The organism is Tardiphaga robiniae (assembly GCF_001618955.1).
GTDB classification, from domain to species: domain Bacteria; phylum Pseudomonadota; class Alphaproteobacteria; order Rhizobiales; family Xanthobacteraceae; genus Tardiphaga; species Tardiphaga robiniae_A.
In genome coordinates this window covers 511,470-534,032 of the sequence record NZ_LVYV01000012.1, presented here as the reverse complement: position 1 = coordinate 534,032, position 22,563 = coordinate 511,470, and the positions used below count along the sequence as shown (strand labels likewise).

At 61.3% G+C, this 22,563-nt stretch carries 19 protein-coding genes and 1 pseudogene; 7 read left to right on the top strand and 13 right to left on the bottom strand.

Translation table 11 applies throughout. From position 1 onward, the window contains the following. Nucleotides 1-792 (bottom strand): L,D-transpeptidase, encoded by a 792-nt coding sequence (locus A4A58_RS15735; RefSeq protein WP_068733607.1) that lies wholly within the window; start codon nucleotides 790-792, stop codon nucleotides 1-3. 297 nt (nucleotides 793-1,089) lie between these two features. On the opposite strand from A4A58_RS15735, the gene A4A58_RS15730 reads away from it, so the two are divergent. Then, on the top strand, nucleotides 1,090-1,863 hold the full coding sequence (locus A4A58_RS15730; protein WP_068733605.1) for a protein phosphatase CheZ: 774 nt from the start codon (nucleotides 1,090-1,092) through the stop codon (nucleotides 1,861-1,863). Nucleotides 1,864-1,895: 32 nt separating this feature from the next. Here the strand turns inward: A4A58_RS15730 and A4A58_RS15725 are convergent, their stop codons facing one another. Then, entirely contained in the window at nucleotides 1,896-3,104 is a 1,209-nt protein-coding gene (locus A4A58_RS15725) for an MFS transporter (RefSeq protein ID WP_068733603.1), read from the bottom strand. A gap of 47 nt (nucleotides 3,105-3,151) precedes the next feature. Beyond that, nucleotides 3,152-3,679: a hypothetical protein gene (locus A4A58_RS15720; protein WP_068733601.1), complete on the bottom strand. Its 528-nt coding sequence runs from the start codon at nucleotides 3,677-3,679 to the stop codon at nucleotides 3,152-3,154. A gap of 311 nt (nucleotides 3,680-3,990) precedes the next feature. Here A4A58_RS15720 and A4A58_RS15715 point away from each other — a divergent pair, with 311 nt between their 5' ends. The 3 genes from A4A58_RS15715 (at nucleotide 3,991) to A4A58_RS15705 (ending at nucleotide 7,435) form a co-directional block, all read left to right on the top strand. Next, entirely contained in the window at nucleotides 3,991-4,287 is a 297-nt protein-coding gene (locus tag A4A58_RS15715) for a co-chaperone GroES (protein ID WP_068733599.1), read from the top strand. Nucleotides 4,288-4,384: 97 nt separating this feature from the next. Then, nucleotides 4,385-6,040, top strand: a complete 1,656-nt coding sequence (groL, locus tag A4A58_RS15710; RefSeq protein WP_068733597.1) for a chaperonin GroEL — start codon at nucleotides 4,385-4,387, stop codon at nucleotides 6,038-6,040. Nucleotides 6,041-6,226: 186 nt separating this feature from the next. Continuing rightward, nucleotides 6,227-7,435, top strand: a complete 1,209-nt coding sequence (locus A4A58_RS15705; protein ID WP_068733595.1) for a hypothetical protein — start codon at nucleotides 6,227-6,229, stop codon at nucleotides 7,433-7,435. A gap of 223 nt (nucleotides 7,436-7,658) precedes the next feature. On the opposite strand, the gene A4A58_RS15700 is transcribed toward A4A58_RS15705, so the two are convergent. Then, on the bottom strand, nucleotides 7,659-8,054 hold the full coding sequence (locus A4A58_RS15700; RefSeq protein ID WP_081421894.1) for an META domain-containing protein: 396 nt from the start codon (nucleotides 8,052-8,054) through the stop codon (nucleotides 7,659-7,661). Between the two features lie 168 nt (nucleotides 8,055-8,222). Next, on the bottom strand, nucleotides 8,223-9,890 hold the full coding sequence (locus A4A58_RS15695; RefSeq protein ID WP_068733593.1) for an L-lactate permease: 1,668 nt from the start codon (nucleotides 9,888-9,890) through the stop codon (nucleotides 8,223-8,225). Nucleotides 9,891-10,166: 276 nt separating this feature from the next. Between A4A58_RS15695 and A4A58_RS15690 the strand changes: the two genes are divergently transcribed. Further along, nucleotides 10,167-11,912, top strand: coding sequence for an ABC transporter ATP-binding protein/permease (locus A4A58_RS15690; protein WP_068733591.1), 1,746 nt, complete (start codon nucleotides 10,167-10,169; stop codon nucleotides 11,910-11,912). 16 nt (nucleotides 11,913-11,928) lie between these two features. Here A4A58_RS15690 and A4A58_RS15685 read toward each other — a convergent pair whose 3' ends face one another. The 6 genes from A4A58_RS15685 to A4A58_RS15660 all read right to left on the bottom strand — a co-directional run bounded on the left by A4A58_RS15685 (nucleotide 11,929) and on the right by A4A58_RS15660 (nucleotide 18,921). Continuing rightward, on the bottom strand, nucleotides 11,929-12,441 hold the full coding sequence (locus tag A4A58_RS15685) for an HPP family protein (protein ID WP_068733589.1): 513 nt from the start codon (nucleotides 12,439-12,441) through the stop codon (nucleotides 11,929-11,931). A gap of 69 nt (nucleotides 12,442-12,510) precedes the next feature. Beyond that, nucleotides 12,511-13,497: a TorF family putative porin gene (locus A4A58_RS15680; RefSeq protein WP_068733791.1), complete on the bottom strand. Its 987-nt coding sequence runs from the start codon at nucleotides 13,495-13,497 to the stop codon at nucleotides 12,511-12,513. 467 nt (nucleotides 13,498-13,964) lie between these two features. Continuing rightward, nucleotides 13,965-14,582: a hypothetical protein gene (locus tag A4A58_RS15675; protein WP_081421881.1), complete on the bottom strand. Its 618-nt coding sequence runs from the start codon at nucleotides 14,580-14,582 to the stop codon at nucleotides 13,965-13,967. Nucleotides 14,583-14,682: 100 nt separating this feature from the next. Next, entirely contained in the window at nucleotides 14,683-15,996 is a 1,314-nt protein-coding gene (gene glcF / locus A4A58_RS15670) for a glycolate oxidase subunit GlcF (RefSeq protein ID WP_068733587.1), read from the bottom strand. A 12-nt stretch (nucleotides 15,997-16,008) separates the two neighbouring features. Beyond that, nucleotides 16,009-17,247, bottom strand: a complete 1,239-nt coding sequence (locus A4A58_RS15665) for an FAD-binding protein (RefSeq protein WP_068733585.1) — start codon at nucleotides 17,245-17,247, stop codon at nucleotides 16,009-16,011. A 180-nt stretch (nucleotides 17,248-17,427) separates the two neighbouring features. Then, the gene (locus A4A58_RS15660; RefSeq protein WP_068733583.1) at nucleotides 17,428-18,921 is read right to left on the bottom strand and encodes an FAD-linked oxidase C-terminal domain-containing protein; all 1,494 of its coding nucleotides are present in this window, start codon (nucleotides 18,919-18,921) and stop codon (nucleotides 17,428-17,430) included. 203 nt (nucleotides 18,922-19,124) lie between these two features. Between A4A58_RS15660 and cycA the strand changes: the two genes are divergently transcribed. After that, nucleotides 19,125-19,520, top strand: coding sequence for a cytochrome c-550 CycA (cycA, locus tag A4A58_RS15655; protein WP_068733581.1), 396 nt, complete (start codon nucleotides 19,125-19,127; stop codon nucleotides 19,518-19,520). A gap of 68 nt (nucleotides 19,521-19,588) precedes the next feature. Here cycA and A4A58_RS15650 read toward each other — a convergent pair whose 3' ends face one another. After that, entirely contained in the window at nucleotides 19,589-20,263 is a 675-nt protein-coding gene (locus A4A58_RS15650) for a TetR/AcrR family transcriptional regulator (protein ID WP_068733579.1), read from the bottom strand. 153 nt (nucleotides 20,264-20,416) lie between these two features. Then, a pseudogene (locus A4A58_RS31535) lies at nucleotides 20,417-20,704 on the bottom strand (integrase core domain-containing protein); the annotation flags it as partial. A 189-nt stretch (nucleotides 20,705-20,893) separates the two neighbouring features. On the opposite strand from A4A58_RS31535, the gene A4A58_RS15645 reads away from it, so the two are divergent. Beyond that, nucleotides 20,894-22,546 carry a PAS-domain containing protein gene (locus A4A58_RS15645; RefSeq protein ID WP_139069863.1) on the top strand — a complete coding sequence of 551 codons (1,653 nt, stop codon included), beginning with the start codon at nucleotides 20,894-20,896 and terminating at the stop codon, nucleotides 22,544-22,546. Nucleotides 22,547-22,563 lie beyond the last annotated feature (17 nt).

Sequence of the window (22,563 nt, the reverse complement as noted above, 5' to 3'; positions counted from 1 at the left end):
TTAGATCACGACGACCCGGGCGCCAACGCCGACGCGGCCATAGAGATCGATGACGTCCTCGTTGCGCATGCGGATGCAGCCTGAGGAAACGTTGGTGCCGATCGTCCATGGTTCGTTGGAGCCGTGAATGCGGTACAGGGTCGAACCGAGATACATTGCGCGGGCGCCGAGCGGATTTTCCGGACCGCCTTCCATGTAACGCGGCAGATCAGGACGACGCGCCAGCATTTCCTTCGGTGGCGTCCACGACGGCCATTCCTTCTTCGCCGTGATCGTCTTTACGCCGGACCAGGTAAAGCCCGGCCGGCCGACACCGATGCCATAGCGCATCGCCTTGCCGCCACCCTGTACCAGGAACAGAAATTTGTTCGGCGTATCGACGACGATGGTGCCGGCGCTTTCGCTGCCCTGATATTCCACCATCTGCGGCTGATATCTGGGATCGAGCGCCGGACGCGCGGCATCTGCCGTCTCCTCCTGCTGATAGACGCGCTGTTGCGGATCCATCGGCGGCAGCAGCGAGCGGCGCTGCTCGTAAGAGTAGTCCGGCTGTTGCTGATAACGCTGGCCCTGCTGCGCCGGACCATCGCTGAACAGAAACTCGATGAAGCCGCCGCCCATGCGCGAGCGTTCGGCATAGGCCGTGCGCTGCATCGGGCGCTGCGGCTGCTGCGCATAGACCACCGGAGGCTCGGCGAATTGCGCCGCGGCTTCCACCGCAAGCGTCTGATGCGATCCAGCTGCGATGAAAGATGCGCTGGCAAGAAGCGTGAGAGAGAACTTTCTGAACATCGACGTACTCTGTACTGTTTCGTCGTGCGCGTTCTCACCTGAGAAGCGCTTTGCACACTCCGACTTAAGGTTAAAATCGCCTCGGTTTGGTAAACACAATCGCCGTTTGGATTCACCACGTCGTCAAACGGCGCAGTTCTATTTGGTAGCGTTTATTTTGAATGAACGCGAAAGCCCTATGGTTAACTAACAGTTCTCTCGCAGAAATTTCGACTATAGGTGCGATGTTCCCGCGTGAACTTCACGTTAAACTCATGGGTATACGAACGGGGGATTGATTGAACGTTGGGGGACCTGATGTCTGTTCGTCGCAAGCGATTTCGCATTGAAGAAGTTTTCGGTACTGCACCTATGCCCAATGAAGTGGTGGGCAGCAGCGAGCCGATGCCAATGCATCGCGAAATCATGGCTGAGCTCCGCGCGATCCGCGCGCAGATGGGAGCGCCGGCCCGCAACGCCGTGACAGATCAGGTCGGCGCCGCCGCCGATCAGCAGGTCGCGGAAGCACAGGCGCTGCTGGCAACCTATCGCGCTCAGATCGAGCAGTGCGAAAAGCTCAAGATCGAACTCGATCTGATCCACGACGCCATTACCCGCACCAAAATGGAAATCGCAGTTCTTCACGGCAAGAGCTTCGAAGGCGACGAAATGGCGAAGGTCAACGGTGAACTCGGCGCCGTCGTCGGCGGCACCGAAGAAGCCACGCAGCAGATTCTCGCCGCAGCCGAAGCCATCGATAATGCATCGACAGCGCTCGGCAAGGTGACCTCACCCGATCAGCAGAAGCAGATGCTGGAAGAGATCGGCGATAACGTCGTCGCGATCTTCGAAGCCTGTAACTTCCAGGACCTCACCGGCCAGCGTATCAGCAAGGTGATGACCACGATGAAGTTCATCGAAAACCGCATCACCGCGATGATGGACATCTGGGGTGGCGTCGATGAGATCAAGGCGCATGCGCCGGCCAAGGTCGATGAGCGCAGCGAAGACGACAAGCTGCTCAACGGCCCGAAGCTGGACGGCGACGTCGGCCACGCTTCGCAGGACGATATCGACGCGCTGTTCGGCTAACGCCGGAACCTGCGCGCAAGATTAGAAACGACTTAACGCCGGGCCGCAACGCCCGGCGTTTTTATCATCACGAAGCAGACCAGTACGATCAACGCTCCCGCCGTCCCGAGCAGCAGTACAGTGCGGTCCGACAGCGTCTCGACCGCGGATGCCACCACGAACGGTGCAAAGGCCTGCACGAACAAGGCAGGCCGCGCGATGCGGCCGATGACGCGGCCATACCCGACCGGACCGAACATCAGCAGCGGCAGCGCGCCGCGCGCGATGGTCATGACGCCATTGGCGGCGCCGAAAGCAACCGCGAACAGCGCCGCGAGCGGAAATGAAATCCCGGCCAATGCCAGCATCGCGAAGGCCGACACCACCAGCACCACCGCCCCGCGCGCGATCCACAGCGGATGGGTGCGCCCCGCCAGCATGAAGTCTGCCAACCGCGATGCCACCTGCGCCGGGCCGAACATCGCACCGATCGTCACCGCCGTTGCAGCACTGAGCCCGCCGCGCTCCAGCAGCGCCAGCAGGTTCGACGTCACGCCCGACAGAATGAAGCTGTAAAGCGAGAACGCCGCCGCCAGCAGGATGAACGGCCAGCCTTCCGGGCGCAGAGTTGCCTGCTGGGGGACGACAACGGCGTCCACCACGGGCAGAGGCGCAACGGCGACGTGGCGCGGCAATGCAAAAGCATGAAGCGGCGCAACGACAAAGGCGAAGATCGCTGCGAAGGTCAGATACGTCCCGCGCCAGCCGACAGCCTCAAGCAGAAGATGGGTCGCCGGCCAGCCGACCGTCGAGGCGAAGCCGCCTGCAAAGGTCACGAAGGTGATCTGCCGCCGCGCCGAGGCACCGAAGATACGCGTCAGCGTGGCGAAGGCGGGATCGTAGAGCGACGCAGACATTGCAGCGCCGAGCAACAACCAGCAAGCCAGATAGGTCGCGGGATGATCGGCTACTGAAAATAGAGCGAGACCCAAGGCACCGGCCAATGCGCCCGATGCCATGACGACATTGCCGCCGTGACGGTCGATCAATCCACCAACCACCGGCGACAGCAGTCCCGATACGATCAGCCCCAGCGAAAAGCCCGCCATGCCGAAGGCCAGCGACCAGCCATGTGCCGCCGTAACATGCGGCATGGTCAGCACCGGTGGATAGATCAGGATGCCCCAGGTCAGGATCTGGGTGAATGCCAGCACGAGGACCGCGCGGCCCGGTCCGAAAACGAGGTCGCGCAATCGGTGCATGATCTCACGTTGTCAGCAGGATGGTGGGACCCGCCTTACGCCTCAGGTCATGCCTTGGGCGCGCAGCGGACATAGACCATGTTGCCGTAGCGGACCGCAGCGTCCTTGTCGATGAAGCGCGTGACGAGAATCCGGCCGTCAAAGGAGACGATCTCGCGATCCTTCTCGCCACCGGCGGGACCGGGCGGGCCGATATAGTTCTTGCCGCTCGGGCTGCCCTTCAGGCGCAGTTCCTGCGGCGTCGCCTCGTCGGCGAGGTGCATGATGACGCCGCCGGTGGCGCCCTGGCCGATGATATAGGGCTGCTTGCACTGGCCGCGCGCGGCGTTCTCGGTGCGAACGCGATCATTGGGGTTCATATAGGACGCCAGACCCCAGCGGCCGACGAGTTCTTCCGAGCGGATCGAGGCTGGCAGTTCCGGCGCCGGCGGGGGCTCCGGCGGCGGTGTCGGCTGCGAGTTCCCAAAGCTGAACCCGCCCAATCCACCAGACGTGCCGCACCCGCCCAATGACAGCGCCAAAGTTGAAACGATCGCCAGATGGGCAACCGTGCGGGCGTAGCGTGACCTGATCATATTATCCCCTAGAGCAAATTCCCCGGCTGCCCATCCCGGCAGCCAAGCGCAAAACACCTGACGGCGCAATGAGGTCGGCAGAATTACGCCGACTCTCCATTATGGTTTCCAGATCATCCTATATTGGCCTCACCAAGGCCTTAAGGCCTCGCTTGACTCAAAAAGCGTCTGGCCATATTTCCCGGACGCTCAATTAGCACTCCCGGAGCGCGATTGCTAAGGGAATGAGCCGGCCGCCCCGAGCGTTCCGGCTGGATTCCCGCCCGCCTCCGAGATGGCAACGAAATCGCAAACCCTAAAGGGACACTCCCATGGCCAAGACCAAATTCCGCCCGCTGCACGACCGCGTCGTCGTCAAGCGCATCGTCGCCGACGAGAAGACCAAGGGCGGCATCATCATCCCGGACAGCGCCAAGGAAAAGCCGTCTGAAGGCGAAGTCGTCGGCGTGGGCCCTGGCGGCCGCGACGAATCCGGCAAGCTGATCCCGATCGACATCAAGGTCGGCGACAAGGTTCTGTTCGGCAAGTGGTCGGGCACCGAGATCAAACTCGACGGCGAAGAACTCCTCATCATGAAGGAGTCGGACATCATGGGCGTGATCGCCTAAGCGACGCCGCCTGGCACAAACGCTGTCATCACCGGGTCAAGCCCGGCCATGACAGCGTTTTAAGTTTCACCTTTCAAGAATTCAGGAGCACCATCACATGGCAGCCAAAGACGTTAAATTCTCCGGAGACGCGCGCGATCGCATGCTGCGCGGCGTCGACATTCTCGCCAACGCCGTCAAGGTCACGCTCGGTCCGAAGGGCCGCAATGTCGTGATCGAGAAGTCGTTCGGCGCTCCGCGCATCACCAAGGACGGCGTCACCGTCGCCAAGGAGATCGAGCTCGAGGACAAGTTCGAGAACATGGGCGCGCAGATGCTGCGCGAAGTCGCCTCGAAGACCAACGACACCGCAGGCGACGGTACCACCACCGCCACCGTACTGGCCCAGGCCATCGTCCGTGAAGGCGCCAAGTCGGTTGCCGCCGGCATGAACCCGATGGACCTCAAGCGCGGCATCGATATCGCCGTCGCCGCCGTCATCAAGGACATCACCAAGCGCGCCAAGCCGGTTGCGTCTTCGGCTGAAGTCGCTCAGGTCGGCACCATCTCCGCCAACGGCGACGCTGCCATCGGCAAGATGATCGCCCAGGCAATGCAGAAGGTCGGCAACGAAGGCGTCATCACGGTTGAAGAGAACAAGTCGCTCGAGACCGAAGTCGACATCGTCGAGGGCATGAAGTTCGATCGCGGCTACCTGTCGCCCTACTTCGTCACCAATGCCGAGAAGATGACCGCCGAGCTCGAGGACGTGTACGTCCTGCTCGTCGAGAAGAAGATCTCCAGCCTGCAGGCCATGCTGCCGGTGCTCGAAGCCGTGGTGCAGTCGGGCAAGCCGCTGCTGATCATTGCTGAAGATGTCGAAGGCGAAGCCCTCGCCACCCTCGTCGTCAACCGCCTGCGCGGTGGCCTCAAGGTTGCTGCGGTCAAGGCTCCGGGCTTCGGCGATCGCCGCAAGGCGATGCTGGAAGACCTTGCGATCCTGACCGGCGGTCAGCTCGTCTCGGAAGATCTCGGCATGAAGCTGGAAAGCGTCACGCTTGCCATGCTCGGTCGCGCCAAGAAGGTCGTGATCGACAAGGAAAACACCACCGTCGTCAACGGCGCTGGCAAGAAGCCGGCGATCGAAGCCCGCGTCAATCAGATCAAGGCGCAGATCGAGGAAACCACCTCGGACTACGACCGTGAGAAGCTGCAGGAGCGTCTGGCCAAGCTGGCTGGCGGCGTTGCCGTCATCCGCGTCGGCGGCGCGACCGAAGTCGAAGTGAAGGAAAAGAAGGATCGCGTGGATGACGCGCTGAACGCGACCCGTGCGGCCGTTCAGGAAGGCATCGTCCCCGGTGGCGGTACTGCGCTTCTGCGCGCCAAGAAGGCCGTCGGCCGTCTCACCAATGAGAACGCCGATGTGCAGGCCGGTATCAACATCGTGCTGAAGGCGCTGGAAGCTCCGATCCGCCAGATTGCCGAAAACGCCGGCGTTGAAGGTTCGATCGTGGTCGGCAAGATCCTGGACGAGAAGTCCGAGACCTTCGGCTTCGACGCGCAGACCGAAACCTATGTCGACATGGTCGCCAAGGGCATCATCGATCCGGCCAAGGTGGTGCGTACTGCACTGCAGGACGCAGCCTCGGTTGCCGGCCTGCTGGTCACCACCGAAGCCATGGTCGCCGAACTGCCGAAGGAAGCTGCACCGGCGATGCCGGGTGGCGGCGGCGGTATGGGTGGCATGGGCGGAATGGGAGGCATGGGCTTCTAAGCCCTGCTTTCACGCTCAACTGCATTGTGATCGAAGGCCGCCTCCGGGCGGCCTTCTTTTTTGCCGTTTGGCCAATACCGCTCCGCCTTCCGGCCTTTCGCACCGGTCGCGGTTCTGATTCAATCGCGCTTTAAGCTCACGGGTGGAATCAGTCGTCACCCGAGGAACGTCCAGGGATATTTTGAGATGCGCGCGCTTCGTTATTGCCTGCTCGGCCTTGCAGCCACTACCTCAGTTGCAACCATCAATCTCGCTTCGGCGCAGATGAAGGCAGCCCCGAAGAACCAGGTAAACGGCCCCGAGACGCGCTATTTCACCTCGATCGACGGCGTCATGAACGGCAATGCCGACGTCATCCTGCGGGAGACGCGGCAGGGCAAGGCCGTCACGGCCGCGACGCTTGATGTCTGCTATCCCGCCGAGAAGGGCAGCGACCGCAAGGATCGCTTCGTCGCCAATCTCTCAGTCAGTGGTTCGGCGCTGACCGGCGCAACGCAGACCCAGGTCGACAAGCTGCCGGTGACCATCAAGCTGAACCGCCGGCCGACCGGCGACACGTTCGAATTCAAGGGACAGATCTCGGTCGGCCAGACCAACAACAACGTGACGTCTTCGGACAATTCCGACCAGAGCGAAAAGGAATTCCAGGACAACCAGTCCACCGACGACAATATCGCGCCCGCGCCGAAGGATTTCACCGAAGTCTCGCCAGAAGCCATCGCGGTGAAGATCAAGCTCGAAGCCGCACTCGATTTCGTCCGCACGCTGCGCGGGCAGAATGTCGAAGTCGCGTTGAACAGTCTGACCGTGTCCTGCGATGCACTTCGCGCCGGCGAGCAGGTCATCAGCCTCGCCATCGATCCGGAACGCGCCGCGGCTTTCGTCGCCAAAACCAAGACCTATCCCGGCGTCGTCAATGTCGGCTGGACCACGGGCGCTATCGACATGGATCGTACCGTGCGCTTTGCAGCCGCCGACTGGCGCGATGGCGACAAGATCAATCGCGACAAGGTTGCGACCACGCTGGCGAATGTGCTCGCCAAGACCATGTCGGGCAAACCTGCCGCCACGTCATGGGATGACGAGACCGGAAAGCTCAAGCTGACCTTCAAGCGCCCGAGTCAGGTTCTGCCCGCGCTCGAATTGACCGAGACGGTCGAGGTCAGCGCGATCATCGCTCCCGACAAGCCCGGTACGACGGATAAGCTGATCCTGTGGGTCAGCACGCCGTCAGTCACCACTGCCGATGAGAACTCGGGCGCGAAGCTGGCTCTCGCGGATTCGCCGACGGCCGATGAAGAAAGCGATCCGCGCGACGACAACGGCGCGGTTGCAGCTGTCGCGACGGAGTTCAAGGCACAGCGTTGGGACGCAGATAATTCGAACTGGAAGTGAGCGCCGCTACTTCCCCTCTCCCCCAGCGCAGCGAAGCTGCGCGCCGTGGGAGAGGGTGGATCGAACGCACGAAGTGCGTTCGAGACGGGAGAGGGTGCCACAGGCACCGCGCTTCGCTGCTACCCCTCTCCCGCCTTCGCTTCGCGAAGTCACCCTCTCCCGCCTGGCGGAGCTACGCTCCGCGGGGGAGAGGGGAAGTGGAGCGCCTTCGCAGCTTAAGCTATCAGTTCGTATTCAGCCGAAACCGCAGTGACTTCGGACCGACGAACGTCACACTGTCACCCCGCCGTTGCCAGTTGGTGGCCGCGCCGAGATCCGCAAGCAACTGATCGTCCATCGCTACCTGCGCATCTGAACAGCTGCGATTGTCCATTGCGCCAGCCACGAAGACGACCGTGTTGCCGGCGACCGAGAACTGGCCCTTTCCGCCCCTGCACCACAACTCCACCCGCGTCTCGCCGGCCTCGCCGATTTCCAGATTGGGAATCCGCTTCGAGCCGGGCTGACGTTGCGCATCCAGAGTCATTTCCATGCCGAATGGAAATTCGTCGGCGGCATGCGCAGGGACGACAATCAGAAACGCAGCACTTGCAAAGGCGGCTCGCAGCAAAGTGGTCATGGCAGTCATATGAATTCTCGGCGTGATCGTGGGTGGCGACAATGGGCGCGGTTCTACGCGCGGCGGCACCGGTTGACCAGAACCGAACGGAGACAATGTGGCACCGAAATGAAAAATCCCCACGGCTTTGCAGCCGCGGGGATTCGTCATTGATTCCTTGCGTGCGCTCTACGGCGCCAAGACCATCAGCGTGAATGGATAGACATAGGCCTGCAGCATCACGAACAGGCCGACCATGCAGGCCAGCACGATCGAGTGCCAGAACACGAAGCGCAGGATGGTGCCTTCATGCCCGAACCAGTTGGTTGCGGTGGAGGCCACAACGATCGATTGCGCATCGATCATCTTGCCCATCACGCCGCCGGACGAATTCGCCGCGCTCATCAGAATCGGCGACAGACCGAGCTGTTCGGACGTGATCTTCTGCAGGTTACCAAACAGCACATTCGACGCCGTGTCCGAACCGGTGAGCGCCACACCGAGCCAGCCAAGCAATGTGCCGAAGAACGGGTACAGCACGCCGGTGGCAGCGAAGGCCAGACCGAGCGTCGCGTCGACACCCGACAGACGTGTGAGCGTGCCGATGGCCAGCATCGCCGAGATGGTGATCAGCGAGTAGGTGCAGATCTTGATGGTGCGGCCATATTCCACAATCATCTTCGCAGGCGAGAAGCCCATGATGAAGCCGGAGATGATCGCAGCCAGCAACATGCCGCTGCCGGTATAGGAAACGTAAGTGAACGCGAACACCGCGCCTTCCGGCGTCGGCTTGGCGGCCACCGGCGGTACCTTGTTGATCATGTTGTGCAGCTCAGGCACTGGAAAATTCCAGGAGAAGATCGGGTTGACGATCCCCTTGAACCAGTTGGTGCCCCAGACCAGCAGGATGACGCAGAGGATGATCCACGGGGTCAGCGCGCTCCAGACCTGAGCCGAGGTCAGCTTCTCGGTGCTCATCGGCTTCACTGGCGGCACAGTCGACGCCGAGTCGTCATGCACGCGCAGCGCAGCCGAGGTCCAGATCGTCTTGGGCTGCCAGACCTTCAGGAACAGGATCAGCGCGCCCATCGAGATCAGCGAGGCGCCGATGTCGACGATCCACGGATTGATGAAGTTCGAGATCACGAATTGCGGGATCGCGAAGGAGAGCGCGGTAACGAGGATGGCAGGCCAGACTTCCTTCATGCCCTTCCAGCCGGCGAAGGCCCAGACCACCCAGAATGGAACGATCATGGAGAAGACCGGCAGCTGGCGACCGACCATTGCGCCGAGCACGAAGGGATCGAAGCCGGTGACGGTGGCGAGGCCCTGGATCGGCGTGCCGAGTGCGCCATAGGCGACGGGCGCGGTGTTCGCGATCAGCGACAGGCCGGACGCAGCCAGCGGCGAGAAGCCGAGACCGATCAGCACGGCGCCGGTGACGGCCACCGGCGTACCGAAGCCCGACGCGCCCTCGAAGAATGCGCCGAACGAAAACGCGATCAGCAGAATCTGCAGACGGCGGTCATTGGTGACGCCGCCAATCGCGCGCTGCAACACCTCGAAGCGGCCGCTATCGACCGTGAGGCGATACATGAAGATGACATTGAGGACGATCCAGCCGATCGGGAAGAAACCGGTCACGACGCCGAGCGCCGATGCGCGAAGCGACATATTAGCGGGCATCGTGAATGCATAGATCGCCACAAGATTGGCGAGCACCAGCGCAATGATCGCTGCGATATGCGCCTTGACCTTGTTGGTGGCGATCAGCACCAGCAGGACGACCACCGGTATCGCGGCCACAACCGTCGAGATCGTGGAGCTATTGAATGGATTGTAGACCTGATTCCACATGGCCGTTCGCCCCCTTTATATTATTGCAGCGGCTCGATCGTTATCGATCGGCAAGTTGCTGATTGTTCACTTGCGAGGGCGTCCACGATCGGCCAAAGCCGATAGCGCCCATGGCTACGCAAATGCGAGGCCCCCATGCCTCGCTTTTGGTCATGCTAGGGTGAATCACAGTTTCGCGACAAGGTGCCGCAGGCCATCAAACCAGCTACTTTAGTCTAAACGCTGGAATTCATTTCTGATCTTAAGGGCTTAGGGCCCTCCTCCCGGAGACGATCTGTGAATAACATCCGCTCCACGCTCGCGACCGTCTGGCGGATCGCGGTTCCTTATTTTCGTTCCGAGGACAAATGGGCGGGACTCGGCCTCCTCACGGCGGTGATCGCGATCGAACTGGCGGTGGTCGGTCTCAGCGTGTTGTTCAATCGCTGGAACAACACCTTCTACAACGCACTGCAGGACAGAAACCTCGACGTCTTCACCTATCAGCTCGCTTACTTCAGCGTGCTTGCGGCGATCAACATCGCACTCAAGGTCTATCAGCTCTACCTCAACCAGTGGCTCCAGATCCGCTGGCGGCGCTGGATGACCGAGCGCTATCTCGGCAACTGGCTCGCCGACGCCAACCACTATCGCATGCAGCTGCAGGGCGACGCTGCCGACAACCCGGATCAGCGCATCGCCGAAGACGTGAAGCTGTTCGTGGAGAAGACGCTCGACATCGGCATCGGCCTGCTGAGTTCGGTCGTTACGTTGGTCTCCTTCGTGATCATCCTGTGGGGCCTGTCCGACGCGGCGCCGCTGCATGTGTTCGGTCAGGATATCCCGATCCCCGGCTATCTCGTCTGGGGCGCGCTCGTCTATGCCGTGATCGGCACCGCGCTGACGCACTATATCGGCGCGCCATTGATGGCACTGAATTTCCAGCAGCAGCGCTATGAAGCGGACTTCCGCTTCAATCTGGTGCGTGCGCGCGAAAATGCCGAGCAGATCGCTCTGTTGCGCGGCGAACCGGTCGAGCGGCAGCGACTCTCGACCCGCTTCGCGCTGGTCGTCGGCAACTGGATCGACATCATGCGCCGCACCAAGAAGCTGACATCCTTCACGGTCAGCTATCAGCAGATCGCGATCATCCTGCCCTATGTTCTGGTCGCGCCAGCCTATTTTGCGGAGAAGGTCCAGCTCGGCGCCGTGATGCAGACCGCGGATGCGTTCGGCACCGTGCAGGGTGCGCTTTCATTCTTTGTCACCGCCTATCGCACACTGGCGGAATGGCAGTCCGGCGTGATGCGCCTTGATGGCTTCGAGACAGCCATTGCCAACGTACAGGCGCTGACGACCAAGGCCGATATCGTTCACGCCACTGAGACCGGCACCAGTGACATCGCGCTGAGCGATCTGACGCTCACCCTCCCCAATGGCGGTCCCATGGTGCAGACGCCGGGCTTCAGCTTCCGCCGCGGGGAACGCACGCTGTTTACGGGCCCATCGGGCTCCGGAAAATCCACGCTGTTTCGCGCCATCGCCGGCATCTGGCCATTCGGCAAGGGCAAGATCTCGATCCCCGCGAATGCGGCGATCATGATGCTGCCGCAGCGGCCGTACTTCCCGGTCGGCACGCTGCAGGATGCAGTGGCCTATCCTGCCGAAACCGACGCGTTCAGCCCACAGGAGGTCGCCGATGCCGTCAGATCCGTGGGTCTGCCTGCGCTGGCGACCCGGCTTGACGAAGATGGCCACTGGAATCGCATGCTGTCACTCGGTGAACAACAGCGTCTCGGCGTCGCCCGCGCGCTGCTGCAAAAGCCGCAATATCTCTTCCTTGACGAGGCTACCGCATCGCTCGACGAACCATCGGAAGCGGCTTTGTACCGGCTGCTGGAAGACAAGCTGCCTGGCACGACCATCGTTTCGATCGGCCACCGCACCACGCTCGATGACTTGCATCAGCGCAAGGTGTCGCTAACGCGGTCCGGCGATCACTTCGCGCTGGGAGATGCAAAGGCCAGGACGGAAACCGCCTGAGGCGTGACACGCCCCGCTAAAGCCAGTGCCGCGGCCAGTCGCGGCCTGCCGCATAGCGATGCCAGACAAACGTGAAGCTCGCGAGCAGCAGCGCGCCGACCAGCACCGGAGCGAGCAGGAACGTCCACGGTAGTGCGTGAGACACGACAAGCAACGGATTGATCCCGGCAGGCGGGTGGAATGTACCGGTGACATACATCGCCAACACAGCGAGGCCGACCGCCATGGCGGCGGCCCAGGCATGGGGGCCGGTCAGCTTGAGCACCGCGAGCCCTACCAGCGTCGCGACGATGTGTCCGCCGACCAACGCCCGTGGCTGCGCCGGCTCGGCTTCCGGAGAGCCGATCACGAGGACGATCGAGGTCGCAAAAGGAATGATGACCAGCGGATAATGCGCAACGGCCGAGAAGAACTCCATCACACCGATGGCAATCCCTGCCCCCAGCCCGGCAACGGTACCAGCCAGCGCATTGCGATGATTGTTGCGACGGATCGTCTTCGCTGCGCGCCGCAACCAGTCCCGGGTCATGGAAGCCCTATCCCAAAAGAAAAGGGGCGGCAGATCGCTCTGCCGCCCCTTCGATCTCAGTCGAAATGCTTACTTCAGGTTGGTCATCGCGGTCAGGTCAGCCGACAGCTTGACGATGCCGGTGGCACCGCACCAGCTCGAGCCAGCGCCCGACGGGTTGATCGCGGTGAAGTTGGTGCCGGCGGCAGGAGCCGTGAAGTCCGACGTGAAGGCGTTGCAATCACCCTTGGACAGGTTGGTGTCCGAGTAGCGCAGGTCCAGCGTGAAGACCTTGTAGGTGAAGCCGATGCCGATGTTCCAGGTGTTATAGTCGGCGTACTTGATGCCATTCGGGAAGGCTACGGTGCCGTAGAAGGCATCCGAGGTGCCCAGCCACTGGCGACCGAACTCACCCGAGACGTAGGAGCCGATGCCGGTCGAACCGAACCAGGTCGACGGCGCGATCACCTTACCGGTAATCGAAGCATAGGTGCCTTCTGCGCCGGTGTTCAGGAAGTTCGGCGAGTAGAACGCGTTGCCGCCCAGCGAGAAGTAGTCGTTAAAGGTGTAGTTGAGCTTGGCATAGCCTTCGTAGAAGCTGGCGTTCTTCTTCGCGACGCTGCCGTTCGGCAGTGCGACGGCGTTGATATCGCCACCGCAGAAGGCTGGGGTGTTGAAGCACTGGCCGCCCGGATAGCCGTAATAGAAGAAGCCGAAGTCGAACGCTGCTGCGCCCCAGGTCGGGCGGATACCGAAGTAGCCGTCGAGCTCCATCGAAGCGCGGTTCGGGAAGGCGATGCTCTCACCCGACACGCCGGCGTACAGCTGAACGTCCTTGGTGATGTTGTAGCGCGGCTCGAAGTAAGCGGCGACCGAACCCTTGTTGCCGTTCGACTGCGTGACACCACGGAACACGTAGTTGCTCATGACCGCAGCGCCGAAAGCGATGTCCCAAGGATCGTAGGCAGCCACGATCGGCGGCGCCTTCTTGTACATCTTCGCGCCCAGATCGGCTGCGGAAGCCGAGCTCATCCCCATGGCGAGCACCGCAGCAGAGGCGACAACAATCTTCTTCATGACATTCCCCATCACTTTTGAAACCAGAGGCAGTTCCGTGTCTGAAAGACGGCGGGACCGCGAAATTCATCGACTGGACGCAACTCTGGGGCGCAAAAGCGGAGCGGTGAAGGAAAAAAAACGAGCAAGTGCCGCCTAAATAGGCGTTCTGACGTTTCCGTGAGAGGTTGTGGCGCGGTGTTGCAAAAGCACAACGTTTTTGGAGGGATTCCAGTCCAAAAATACCACCACGGGGAATTATCACTGGCTGGGAATTGTTAATTACCGTCCCGAAAGCGGTGAATACCTGACCACCCACAGCCTCCGGGACGACGATTACTCGAATCGCCCCTGCAGATTTGATGCGACACGGAGGAATCGAGCACGCCCGCACCGAGCGTTCCCATAGAAAAAACCGCAACGACGAGCGTTGCGGTTTCCTCAGATATCAGTCGGCCGATCAGAACCGATGGTCAGCCTTGATCCGACTACTTGGACTCGTCGTGATCGGGCGCCGTATAGCCGGGCGACTCGATTGGCGTGGTCCCGCCGGACGAGTGTCCTTCGACCGGTGACGGATCAGGCTCCGGCGTCGCCCAGCTCGGTGTCTCGGCGATTGGCGGTTCGACCGGCTTCGGCTTGGGGGCCCGCGGCTTGCGCGGCGGCTTCGGCGGCATCGCAACCGGCACAGACGCCTCGACCACGGCCGGCGCGGGCGCCGTGCTGGTCAGGAGCGCGGAAGGAACCTTCACCGCCTTCTTGGCAGCCTTCTTCGGCGCAGCTTTTTTCGGTGACGCTTTCTTGGCGGCCTTTTTCGGCGCGGCCTTCTTCACCGTCTTTTTAGCGGGAGCTTTCTTCGGCGCCTTCTTGGCAGACTTCTTCGCGGCTTTCTTGACGGTCTTCTTGGTGGCTTTTTTGGCCGCCTTCTTCACCGTCTTCTTGGCTGATTTCTTCGCAGCCTTCTTGGCCGCTTTTTTCACCGTCTTTTTCGCGGATTTCTTGACTGACTTCTTGGAGGACTTCTTCGCGGGCTTCGCCGCCGTCAAAAGCTTCTTCTGCTTTTTCTTGTCCTTCTTGTCCTTTTTCGACTTCTTGCCTTTAGCCATCGTGGTCCTCCTGTTGGCGCCGATCCAAAAGGGACCAGCGTTTCAAGTCTTCCGCGCCAGCGCGGGGCCAGTTTAACGCGGGGCCGGTGTCACAATTAGATCAGTTCAATCCTGGCCTGGGACCGCCTGTCGCCCAATCGAGTAGCTCAATCGTATGTACGACCGGGACTGACGTCCCTCCGGCGATCTGAACCATGCAGCCGATGTTGCCGGCAGCGATGATATCCGGCTTGACCATCGCGATGTTGGCGACCTTTCGATCGCGCAACCGGCTCGCAATATCAGGCTGGAGAATGTTGTACGTCCCCGCCGAACCGCAACACAAATGGCTCTCTGGGATATCTTTCACCACGAATCCATTCTTGGAAAGCAATTCTTTCGGAGCCTGTGTGATTTTCTGCCCATGCTGCAGCGAACACGCCGAGTGATAGGCGACGACGAGGTCGCTTTGTTTGTCAGGCTTTGGGAGATCCATGGCGCTGACATACTCGCTGATATCCTTCGCCAGCGCAGAGACCTTGGCGGCCGGCGCGGCAAACTCCGGATCCTCGCGCAGCATGTAGCCATAGTCCTTGATGACGGTTCCACAGCCGGACGCCGTGACCAGGATGGCATCGAGACCGCCCCGGTCTGCCTCCCCGAGCCAGACGCCGATATTGGCCTTGGCCCGCGCCAGCGCATCCCCGTCGCGGCCGAGATGATGGGTCAGCGCACCGCAGCACTGTTCGTCCCGGACCAGCACGACCTCGACGCCATGTCGGGTCAAAAGGCTGATGGCGGCCTGGTTGATCCGTGGCGCCAGCACCTGCTGGGCGCAGCCCTGCAGGAGTGCGACCCGGCCACGGCGAGCGCCGATAGCGGGGAAAACGCTGCCACCCAATGGACCGGCGGCAGGTAACTGCTTCGGCGCCATCGTCAGCATCGCCTTCACGCGGCTAAGCAGGTTCGGGTTGGATTGCTTGCTGGTCGAGGGCAGCAGCGCCGCCAGCGGCCGCGCCAGCCGGGCCATGGTCATGCTCAGGCGAAACAGACCGGGACGCGGCAGCACCCAGGCCAGCACGTCACGCAGCAGTCGCTCGGAGAGCGGCCGTCTGTAGTCCTTCTCGATCTTGACCCGCGCCTGATCGACCAGATGCATGTAGTTCACGCCGGACGGGCAGGTCGTCATGCAGGCGAGGCATGAGAGGCAGCGGTCGATATGCTTGACCACCTCCTGCGTCGGCTTCTGATCTTTCTCCAGCATCTCCTTGATCAGGTAGATGCGGCCGCGCGGGCTATCCAGTTCGTCGCCGAGCAGCACATAGGTCGGACAGGTCGCCGTGCAGAATCCGCAATGCACGCATTTGCGCAGGATCTTGTCGGCCTCGGCAATATCCGGATCGGCCAGTTGGGTCGGGGTGAATTCGGTTTTCATGTCGCAAGTCTTTCAAGTACCAAGGCCACGCGACATCCGGCCGCGATTGAGAATGGTCTTCGGATCGAAACTGTTGCGCACGCGCTCGCCGAGCGCCGCGATGCCTTTGGGCTGCGGATGAAACACATCGACCGCACGGCGCACATCTTCCGGCGCGCGGATCAACGTCGCATGGCCACCGGCCGCATTGACCAGCTTGCGGAGCTGCGTTGCCTGCGCATCGGCCGATGGCGGTAGTGCCGCCCAGATCAACCCGCCGCCCCAGTCATAGATGACCTCGCCCTGCGAGCCCTTGGCGATGGCCTGGCCCAGCGCACCGCCCGATGCCGGCGGCGTCACGATGCGCCACACTGGCCACATCGCACGCGGACCGCTGGCCGCGAATGGCGTCACATCTCGGACAGCCGCCCACAGTGCCGCGGACTGAGCGTCTTCAAGTATCTCGGCCACGCCGAATGACTTCAGCGTCGTGCTCAGTGACACCGCGCGCTGCGACGCGGACGCGGTGATGCCTTCGAGGCGGATCAGCGTGACCGACTGGTCGGGCGACGCGATCTCGCCAAGCGCCCCCTGCGTGGTGCGTAACGCCGAGCCCGGCAGATGCGCGGCACCCGAGACATCGAAGGGTGATCCCAACGCCGCGGTCATCGCCTTGTTGGCTGCGATATCATCGAGCCCGCGCAGCACCAGCGTGCGCTCGCTCTCCGCCCGCGGCATGACCTTGAGGGTCACCTCCGTCATCACGGACAGCGTGCCCCACGCGCCGGCGAGCAGCTTGCAGACATCGTAGCCGGTGACATTCTTCACCACCCGGCCGCCGGCCTTGTAGCTGTCGCCAAAGCCGGACACCGCATGCACGCCGAGCAGATGATCGCGCGCACCGCCGGCCTGAATGCGCCGTGGCCCGGCGAGCCCGGCCGAGATCATGCCTCCGATGGTGCCGATATCCGGCGTGCCCAGAAGCTGTGACGTGTTCATCGGCTCGAACGAAAACTGCTGATTCTTGGAATCGATCAGCGACAGCACGTCGGCCATCGGCGCGCCGGCCTGTACGGTGAGGATCAATTCGTTCGGCTCATAGGACGTCACCGCATTCAAGGCCGACAGATCAAGCACCGCATTGGTCGCAATGGGCTGGCCGACCATACGCTTGCTGCCATGACCGATGATTTCCAGCGGCTGCTCGCTTGCAATTGCCGCGCGCACCGCCTGCTCGACGTCCTGAGCATCTCTGACTTTCAAAATATCCACGGAAGACCTATCGCAAACTTGTCGTGTTCATCGTCCCCTCCCCCCTTGCGGGGGAGGGTGGCGCGGAGCGCCGGGAGAGGGGTGGCCACAAGCGCCATCGCTCGTGGTTACCCCTCTCCCCGCCCCTCCCCCGCAAGGGGGGAGGGAGCACAGCCGCCAGAGCAAATTTGATACTCATCATCAAAACCGCGGCAGATCGGGAAACGCCAGCTTGCCACCATGCACATGTACGCGGCCGAGTTCGGCGCAGCGATGCAACGTCGGAAACACCTTGCCGGGATTGAGCAAGCCCTGCGCGTCGAACGCGCATTTGATGCGCTGTTGCTGATTGAGATCGACCTCGCTGAACATCTCCGGCATCAGGTCGCGCTTCTCGATGCCGACTCCGTGCTCGCCGGTCAGCACGCCGCCGACCTCGACGCACAGCCTCAGAATATCTGCGCCGAAATCTTCCGCGAGCTGCAACTCGCCGGGCTTGTTCGCGTCGTAAAGGATCAGCGGATGCAGATTGCCATCGCCGGCGTGAAACACGTTGGCGACGCCAAGACCGTATTTGGCAGACATCTCCTTCATGCGACGCAGCACCAGCGGCAGCGCCGCGCGAGGAATGGTGCCGTCCATGCAGAGATAATCCGGCGAAATGCGCCCAACTGCAGGGAAGGCTGCCTTGCGGCCAGACCAGAACAGCAGGCGTTCCTGTTCGGAGGTCGATATCTGGCAGGTGGTTGAGCCGCAGCCGAGCGCTATCTTTTCGACGCGCTTGATCAGTTCGTCGACCTCGACGCCTGGGCCGTCGAGTTCGATGATCAGCAGTGCTTCGACATCGAGCGGATAGCCGGCATGCACAAACGCTTCCGCCGCGTGAATGGCGGGCTTGTCCATCATCTCCATGCCACCGGGAATGATTCCGGCGCTGATGACATCGGCAACGCATTGGCCGGCGTGCTCGACTTCGGCAAAGCCGATCATCAGCGCGCGCGCGGTTTCCGGCTTCTGCAGGATGCGCACGGTGATTTCGGTGATGACACCCAGCAGACCTTCCGAGCCGGTGATGATCCCCATCAGGTCGTAGCCCGACGTCTCTGCCGTCTTGCCGCCAACGCGAATGACTTCGCCCGACATCAATACGATCTCGCAGCCGAGCAGATTGTTGGTGGTCATGCCGTATTTGAGGCTGTGCACGCCGCCGGAATTCTCCGCGACATTGCCGCCGATCGAACAGGCGATCTGCGATGACGGATCCGGCGCGTAGTAAAATCCCGCATGCGCCACCGCCTGGCTGATGGCGAGATTGGTCACGCCGGGCTCGACGACCACGGCGCGGTTGTCGAAATCGATCTCGCGCACGCGCTTGAATTTGCCGAGACCAAGCAGCACCGCGTCGGCCAGCGGCAGCGCGCCACCGGACAGCGACGTGCCCGAGCCGCGCGGCACCACCTTGATGCCGTTCTCGTGACAATATTTCAGAACTTTTGAGACTTGTTCAGTCGTATCGGGCAACACGACGACCATCGGCGGCTGGCGATAGGCCATCAGCCCATCCGACTCATAGGGCAGCATTTCCGCAGCACTGGAAATCACGCCCTCGCCCGGAACCAGCTTTCGCAACGCAGCGATAATGGCCTCGCGCCTTGCGAGGACAGCCTGATCCGCCGCGGGCATCATGATGGTCATTGAACGCTCACTCCCGAAGATCGCAGCGATCACTCGGCTGCTTTGCAATGAATCAACCACGTCCGGGCGGCTTTGGGTAGCTTACCAAAGCATGACGCGTCGCATGGTGCCGGAACGCGCGGCAGCCGCCATCGCACTTGTGGACTACTCGGAGCGTGTGCAACAAACTAAGCTGGAAAGCCAACCAACAAAAAGAGCCATCCATGAAGTCTGTCACTTTCGGCGCCCTGATCGTCCTTGCCGTCTCGACCGCCTCCTCCTTCGCACTTGCACAGGACGTCGCCGCCGGGAAATCCTCCTTCAACAAGTGCCTCGCCTGCCACGCCGTCGGCGAAAACGCCAAGAACAAGGTCGGTCCGGAACTCAACGGGTTGAACGGCCGCAAATCCGGCATCGCCGAGGGCTATTCATATTCGGACGCCAACAAGAATTCCGGCATTACCTGGGATGAAGCGACGTTCAAGGAATACATCAAGGACCCTAAGGCCAAGATCCCGGGCACCAAGATGGCCTTTGCCGGCATCAAGAAAGAATCCGAGGTGAACGACCTGTGGGCCTTCCTTGCGCAATTCGACAAGGACGGCAAAATCAAGCCGTAAGCGCGGAAGCCTTTTGGTTTGGCGCGTTTTCTTGATGCGAACCGGTGCCCACTGCGCTTGAAAACGCGCTAGGCGCCGGCCGCCATCTTGGTCGGCAGCACGGCCTGCACTACGAGGCCGCGGGCGCGGGCATCCATCACGCCGACGGCGCGCAGCGCCAGCAGCGTGACGGTCTGCACCGCGTCGCGCAGCTTGGCCTGATCTTCGAGATTGTCGGGGGCCATTGGCCCGACCAGCGCTTCATGCAACGCGCCGAGCAATGCGGCCGCTGCGAGCGCCGTGTCCTGCGCCGGCAAATGACCGGCGCGAATAGCGGCCGCAATGCGGGCTTCGACTTCGCCGGCGATCTCACGGCGGCTGGCCAGCCGCGACTCCGTCACATCGACCTCGACCGGCTCGGCCAGGATGCCCCACGACAATTTGCGGTGAGAGACGACATGCACGGCCACCGTGGTCACCGCAGCAGCGAGCGCCGATGACGGTCCCGGCGCAGCATCCGCAGCCCGGCGGATCGCGGCGAGTTCATCGCGCGAAACGTCAGCGATGAGTTCGGAAATAAGGTCGGCCTTGGACGGGAAATACCGATAAACCGTGCCCGCCGCGACATTGGCGCGAACTGCAACCGGCGCGATCTGAACCGCCGCCATGCCACCTTCGGCACAGGTTTCGCGTGCCGCCGCCAGAATGGCGCTGCGCCGCGCCGCAAGCCGCTTCACGACTTGATGGGTCCGTCGGTAAACCATGAGCGTCTCATCCCCGGCACCCCTTGGCCAACCTGACGGCTGTCACAAATAAGGCGCGTAACTTCAAGGTTTTGAGCGAGCTTGAGGGTGCCCGCGATAAGAACTGAACACTAGTTCAGACTCATTGACAAGGTGTTTTGCGCATGGCGGGATTCAACTTTTCGGGTAGATCCAGGTGTCCAGTCCCGAGGTCAAGTGGAGGAGATCGAGTCTGAAGCGGTCTGGCTCATCCGCCCATATCTTGCAGATAGTGTCGTAGGGTGTGAGGCCGCGTAGGCTCTTAAGGCGCCTGGCGATGTTGCAGGCGTCAAGGAATGCGGCGAGGCGATCTTCCAGCTGCCGGTGGCTCTCATAGTGGTAGCGCTGACGTGGCCTCCTTGAGTGTGCGGTTCATCCTCTCGACCCTAGACCGTTGGTCCAGAGGTGGTCGGGCTTGGCCATACTTCTGCGGTCGAGCGCACGGTCTTCGGCCCCTTCGGCGCATCGTGGAGGAAGGCGCGTTTACATCACTTGGCGACCAACCGGTCTCTCGATCAGCTGCTCACTCGATCAGAAGTTGCTGAAACGCAAAATTATCCCTTTCGGATCAGGGTACCGGGTCATTTGATAGTCAACCAAGAGCGGGATGCCATGAAGGGGCTGTGGAGCGATCTATCGGCGGAGGTCCGAAAGCTCAGCATTAAGGAAACGGTTTACGTACTCGTTGCGACTTTCCTGACGCTGATTCTCCTGCTGGTGTGCCTTGCGGTCTATTCCGCTCGCGGACAGCACGCCTATCACGAGAAGCTGGATATCTCGGCGCGCGCGGCCCTGAACATCGAGCGGGTCAACGCTTTGATCTATGCCGCGGTGATGGAATCCCGCGGTATCTATATGTCGACTGATCGTGCCAAAGCGAAGTCCTTTGGCGATAGCCTTCTCAAGCGAAACAGAGAAATCGAGCGGGTCGTCGCGGAGTGGGAGCAGATTGTGAGCGACGATGACGCCGCGCAGTTTGCCGTTTTCAAGAAACGCATCGACCAGTTTGTCGGTTTCCGCGATGAACTCGTTCGCCGAGCCAGGACGATTGATCCCGCCGCCGGTCGCGAATGGGGCGATAACGATGCCAACCGCACCGTGCGTATTGCGCTGAACGAAGACCTCGAAACTCTCGCAAAGGTTTATGCCAGTCGTGCCAAGGATGTTGCGGAGCTTGGCAAGCATGGTGAACTCGTCTCGTGGTATCTCATCGCGTTAGGCATCGCGGCAATGGCGATGGCAGCTTTCGTTGCGCTATTGATCCTCAAGTCTATCGTGCGTCCACTGTCGGACATTACCCAAACCACAGACAGAATCGCTTCCGGGAAGATCAAACTCGCGATTCCGCACATCAACCGCCAGGACGAGATCGGCCATCTCGCTCGCGCCGTTCGGAACTTTCAGGACGCGGTAGGTCAGATCGAAGAACTTCAAGAGCAAAACCTCGCACTCGAAGGCGAGCGCGAGGTTGTCGCCAAGGCGCGCGACAGTTTGGAAGACAAGTTTCACACGAAAAAATGGCAGCTGGACGCGGCCATCAACAATATGGCCCAGGGCTTGGTCATGCTTGATCGATCCGGTGGGATTGTTCTTGTCAATGATCAGTACAGGAAGATGTATCGCTTGCCGCCAGAGGTGATACGCCCCGGCTGTTCCCTCAAGGATATCCTGAAGCACAGGGCCCAGATTGGATTATTTACGGGCGACATCGACGGTTACATGAGCATGATCCTGACCCGGATCGCCGAGAGAAAACCAGCCGTCCACGACATCGACCTGGCGGATGGGCGGATCATTAGCGTTTCAGAACGGGCGATGGACGGAGGTGGATGGGTCGCGACCCACCAAGACATCACCATCCAGCGTCAGATTATGAAGGCACTCGAAAGGACCGAGCAATTCCTGGCGACGGTCATCGAAAACGTGCCCGAGGCGATTATCGCCAAGCGAGCGCGCGATCTGAAGTATGTCTTCGTCAATCGGGCCGCAGAGATACTTTACGGCCTCCCGCGATCAGAAATCATCGAGAAGACGGCGCATGATCTCTTCCCCAAACAGACCGCTGAATTGATTGAGCGTCATGACAAGCAACTCCTGGCAGAAAATCGCGAAATTGAGGCCGGCACCCACACAATTGAAACGCCTGGCAACGGCGTGCGGATTGTTTCGGTAAAGCGGCTTCCGATCGCCGGCAAGGACGGCGGTTCCCATTTCTTGCTGAGCATGATCGAAGATCACACCCACTTAAATTCAAGCGCTGCCTGAATAACGTCGTAAGCGTC

Bases quoted from the DNA above. Each gene is read 5' to 3' on its own strand.
- A4A58_RS15675 (WP_081421881.1), bottom strand. From the start codon at position 14,582: ATGGCTAAAGGCAAGAAGTCGAAAAAGGACAAGAAGGACAAGAAAAAG.
- A4A58_RS15695 (WP_068733593.1), bottom strand. From the start codon at position 9,890: ATGTGGAATCAGGTCTACAATCCATTCAATAGCTCCACGATCTCGACG.
- A4A58_RS15645 (WP_139069863.1), top strand. From the start codon at position 20,894: ATGAAGGGGCTGTGGAGCGATCTATCGGCGGAGGTCCGAAAGCTCAGC.
- A4A58_RS15650 (WP_068733579.1), bottom strand. From the start codon at position 20,263: ATGGTTTACCGACGGACCCATCAAGTCGTGAAGCGGCTTGCGGCGCGG.
- A4A58_RS15720 (WP_068733601.1), bottom strand. From the start codon at position 3,679: ATGATCAGGTCACGCTACGCCCGCACGGTTGCCCATCTGGCGATCGTT.
- cycA (WP_068733581.1), top strand. From the start codon at position 19,125: ATGAAGTCTGTCACTTTCGGCGCCCTGATCGTCCTTGCCGTCTCGACC.
- A4A58_RS15700 (WP_081421894.1), bottom strand. From the start codon at position 8,054: ATGACCACTTTGCTGCGAGCCGCCTTTGCAAGTGCTGCGTTTCTGATT.
- A4A58_RS15725 (WP_068733603.1), bottom strand. From the start codon at position 3,104: ATGCACCGATTGCGCGACCTCGTTTTCGGACCGGGCCGCGCGGTCCTC.
- A4A58_RS15680 (WP_068733791.1), bottom strand. From the start codon at position 13,497: ATGAAGAAGATTGTTGTCGCCTCTGCTGCGGTGCTCGCCATGGGGATG.
- A4A58_RS15735 (WP_068733607.1), bottom strand. From the start codon at position 792: ATGTTCAGAAAGTTCTCTCTCACGCTTCTTGCCAGCGCATCTTTCATC.
- A4A58_RS15730 (WP_068733605.1), top strand. From the start codon at position 1,090: ATGTCTGTTCGTCGCAAGCGATTTCGCATTGAAGAAGTTTTCGGTACT.
- A4A58_RS15685 (WP_068733589.1), bottom strand. From the start codon at position 12,441: ATGACCCGGGACTGGTTGCGGCGCGCAGCGAAGACGATCCGTCGCAAC.
- A4A58_RS15715 (WP_068733599.1), top strand. From the start codon at position 3,991: ATGGCCAAGACCAAATTCCGCCCGCTGCACGACCGCGTCGTCGTCAAG.
- glcF (WP_068733587.1), bottom strand. From the start codon at position 15,996: ATGAAAACCGAATTCACCCCGACCCAACTGGCCGATCCGGATATTGCC.
- A4A58_RS15660 (WP_068733583.1), bottom strand. From the start codon at position 18,921: ATGACCATCATGATGCCCGCGGCGGATCAGGCTGTCCTCGCAAGGCGC.
- groL (WP_068733597.1), top strand. From the start codon at position 4,385: ATGGCAGCCAAAGACGTTAAATTCTCCGGAGACGCGCGCGATCGCATG.
- A4A58_RS15705 (WP_068733595.1), top strand. From the start codon at position 6,227: ATGCGCGCGCTTCGTTATTGCCTGCTCGGCCTTGCAGCCACTACCTCA.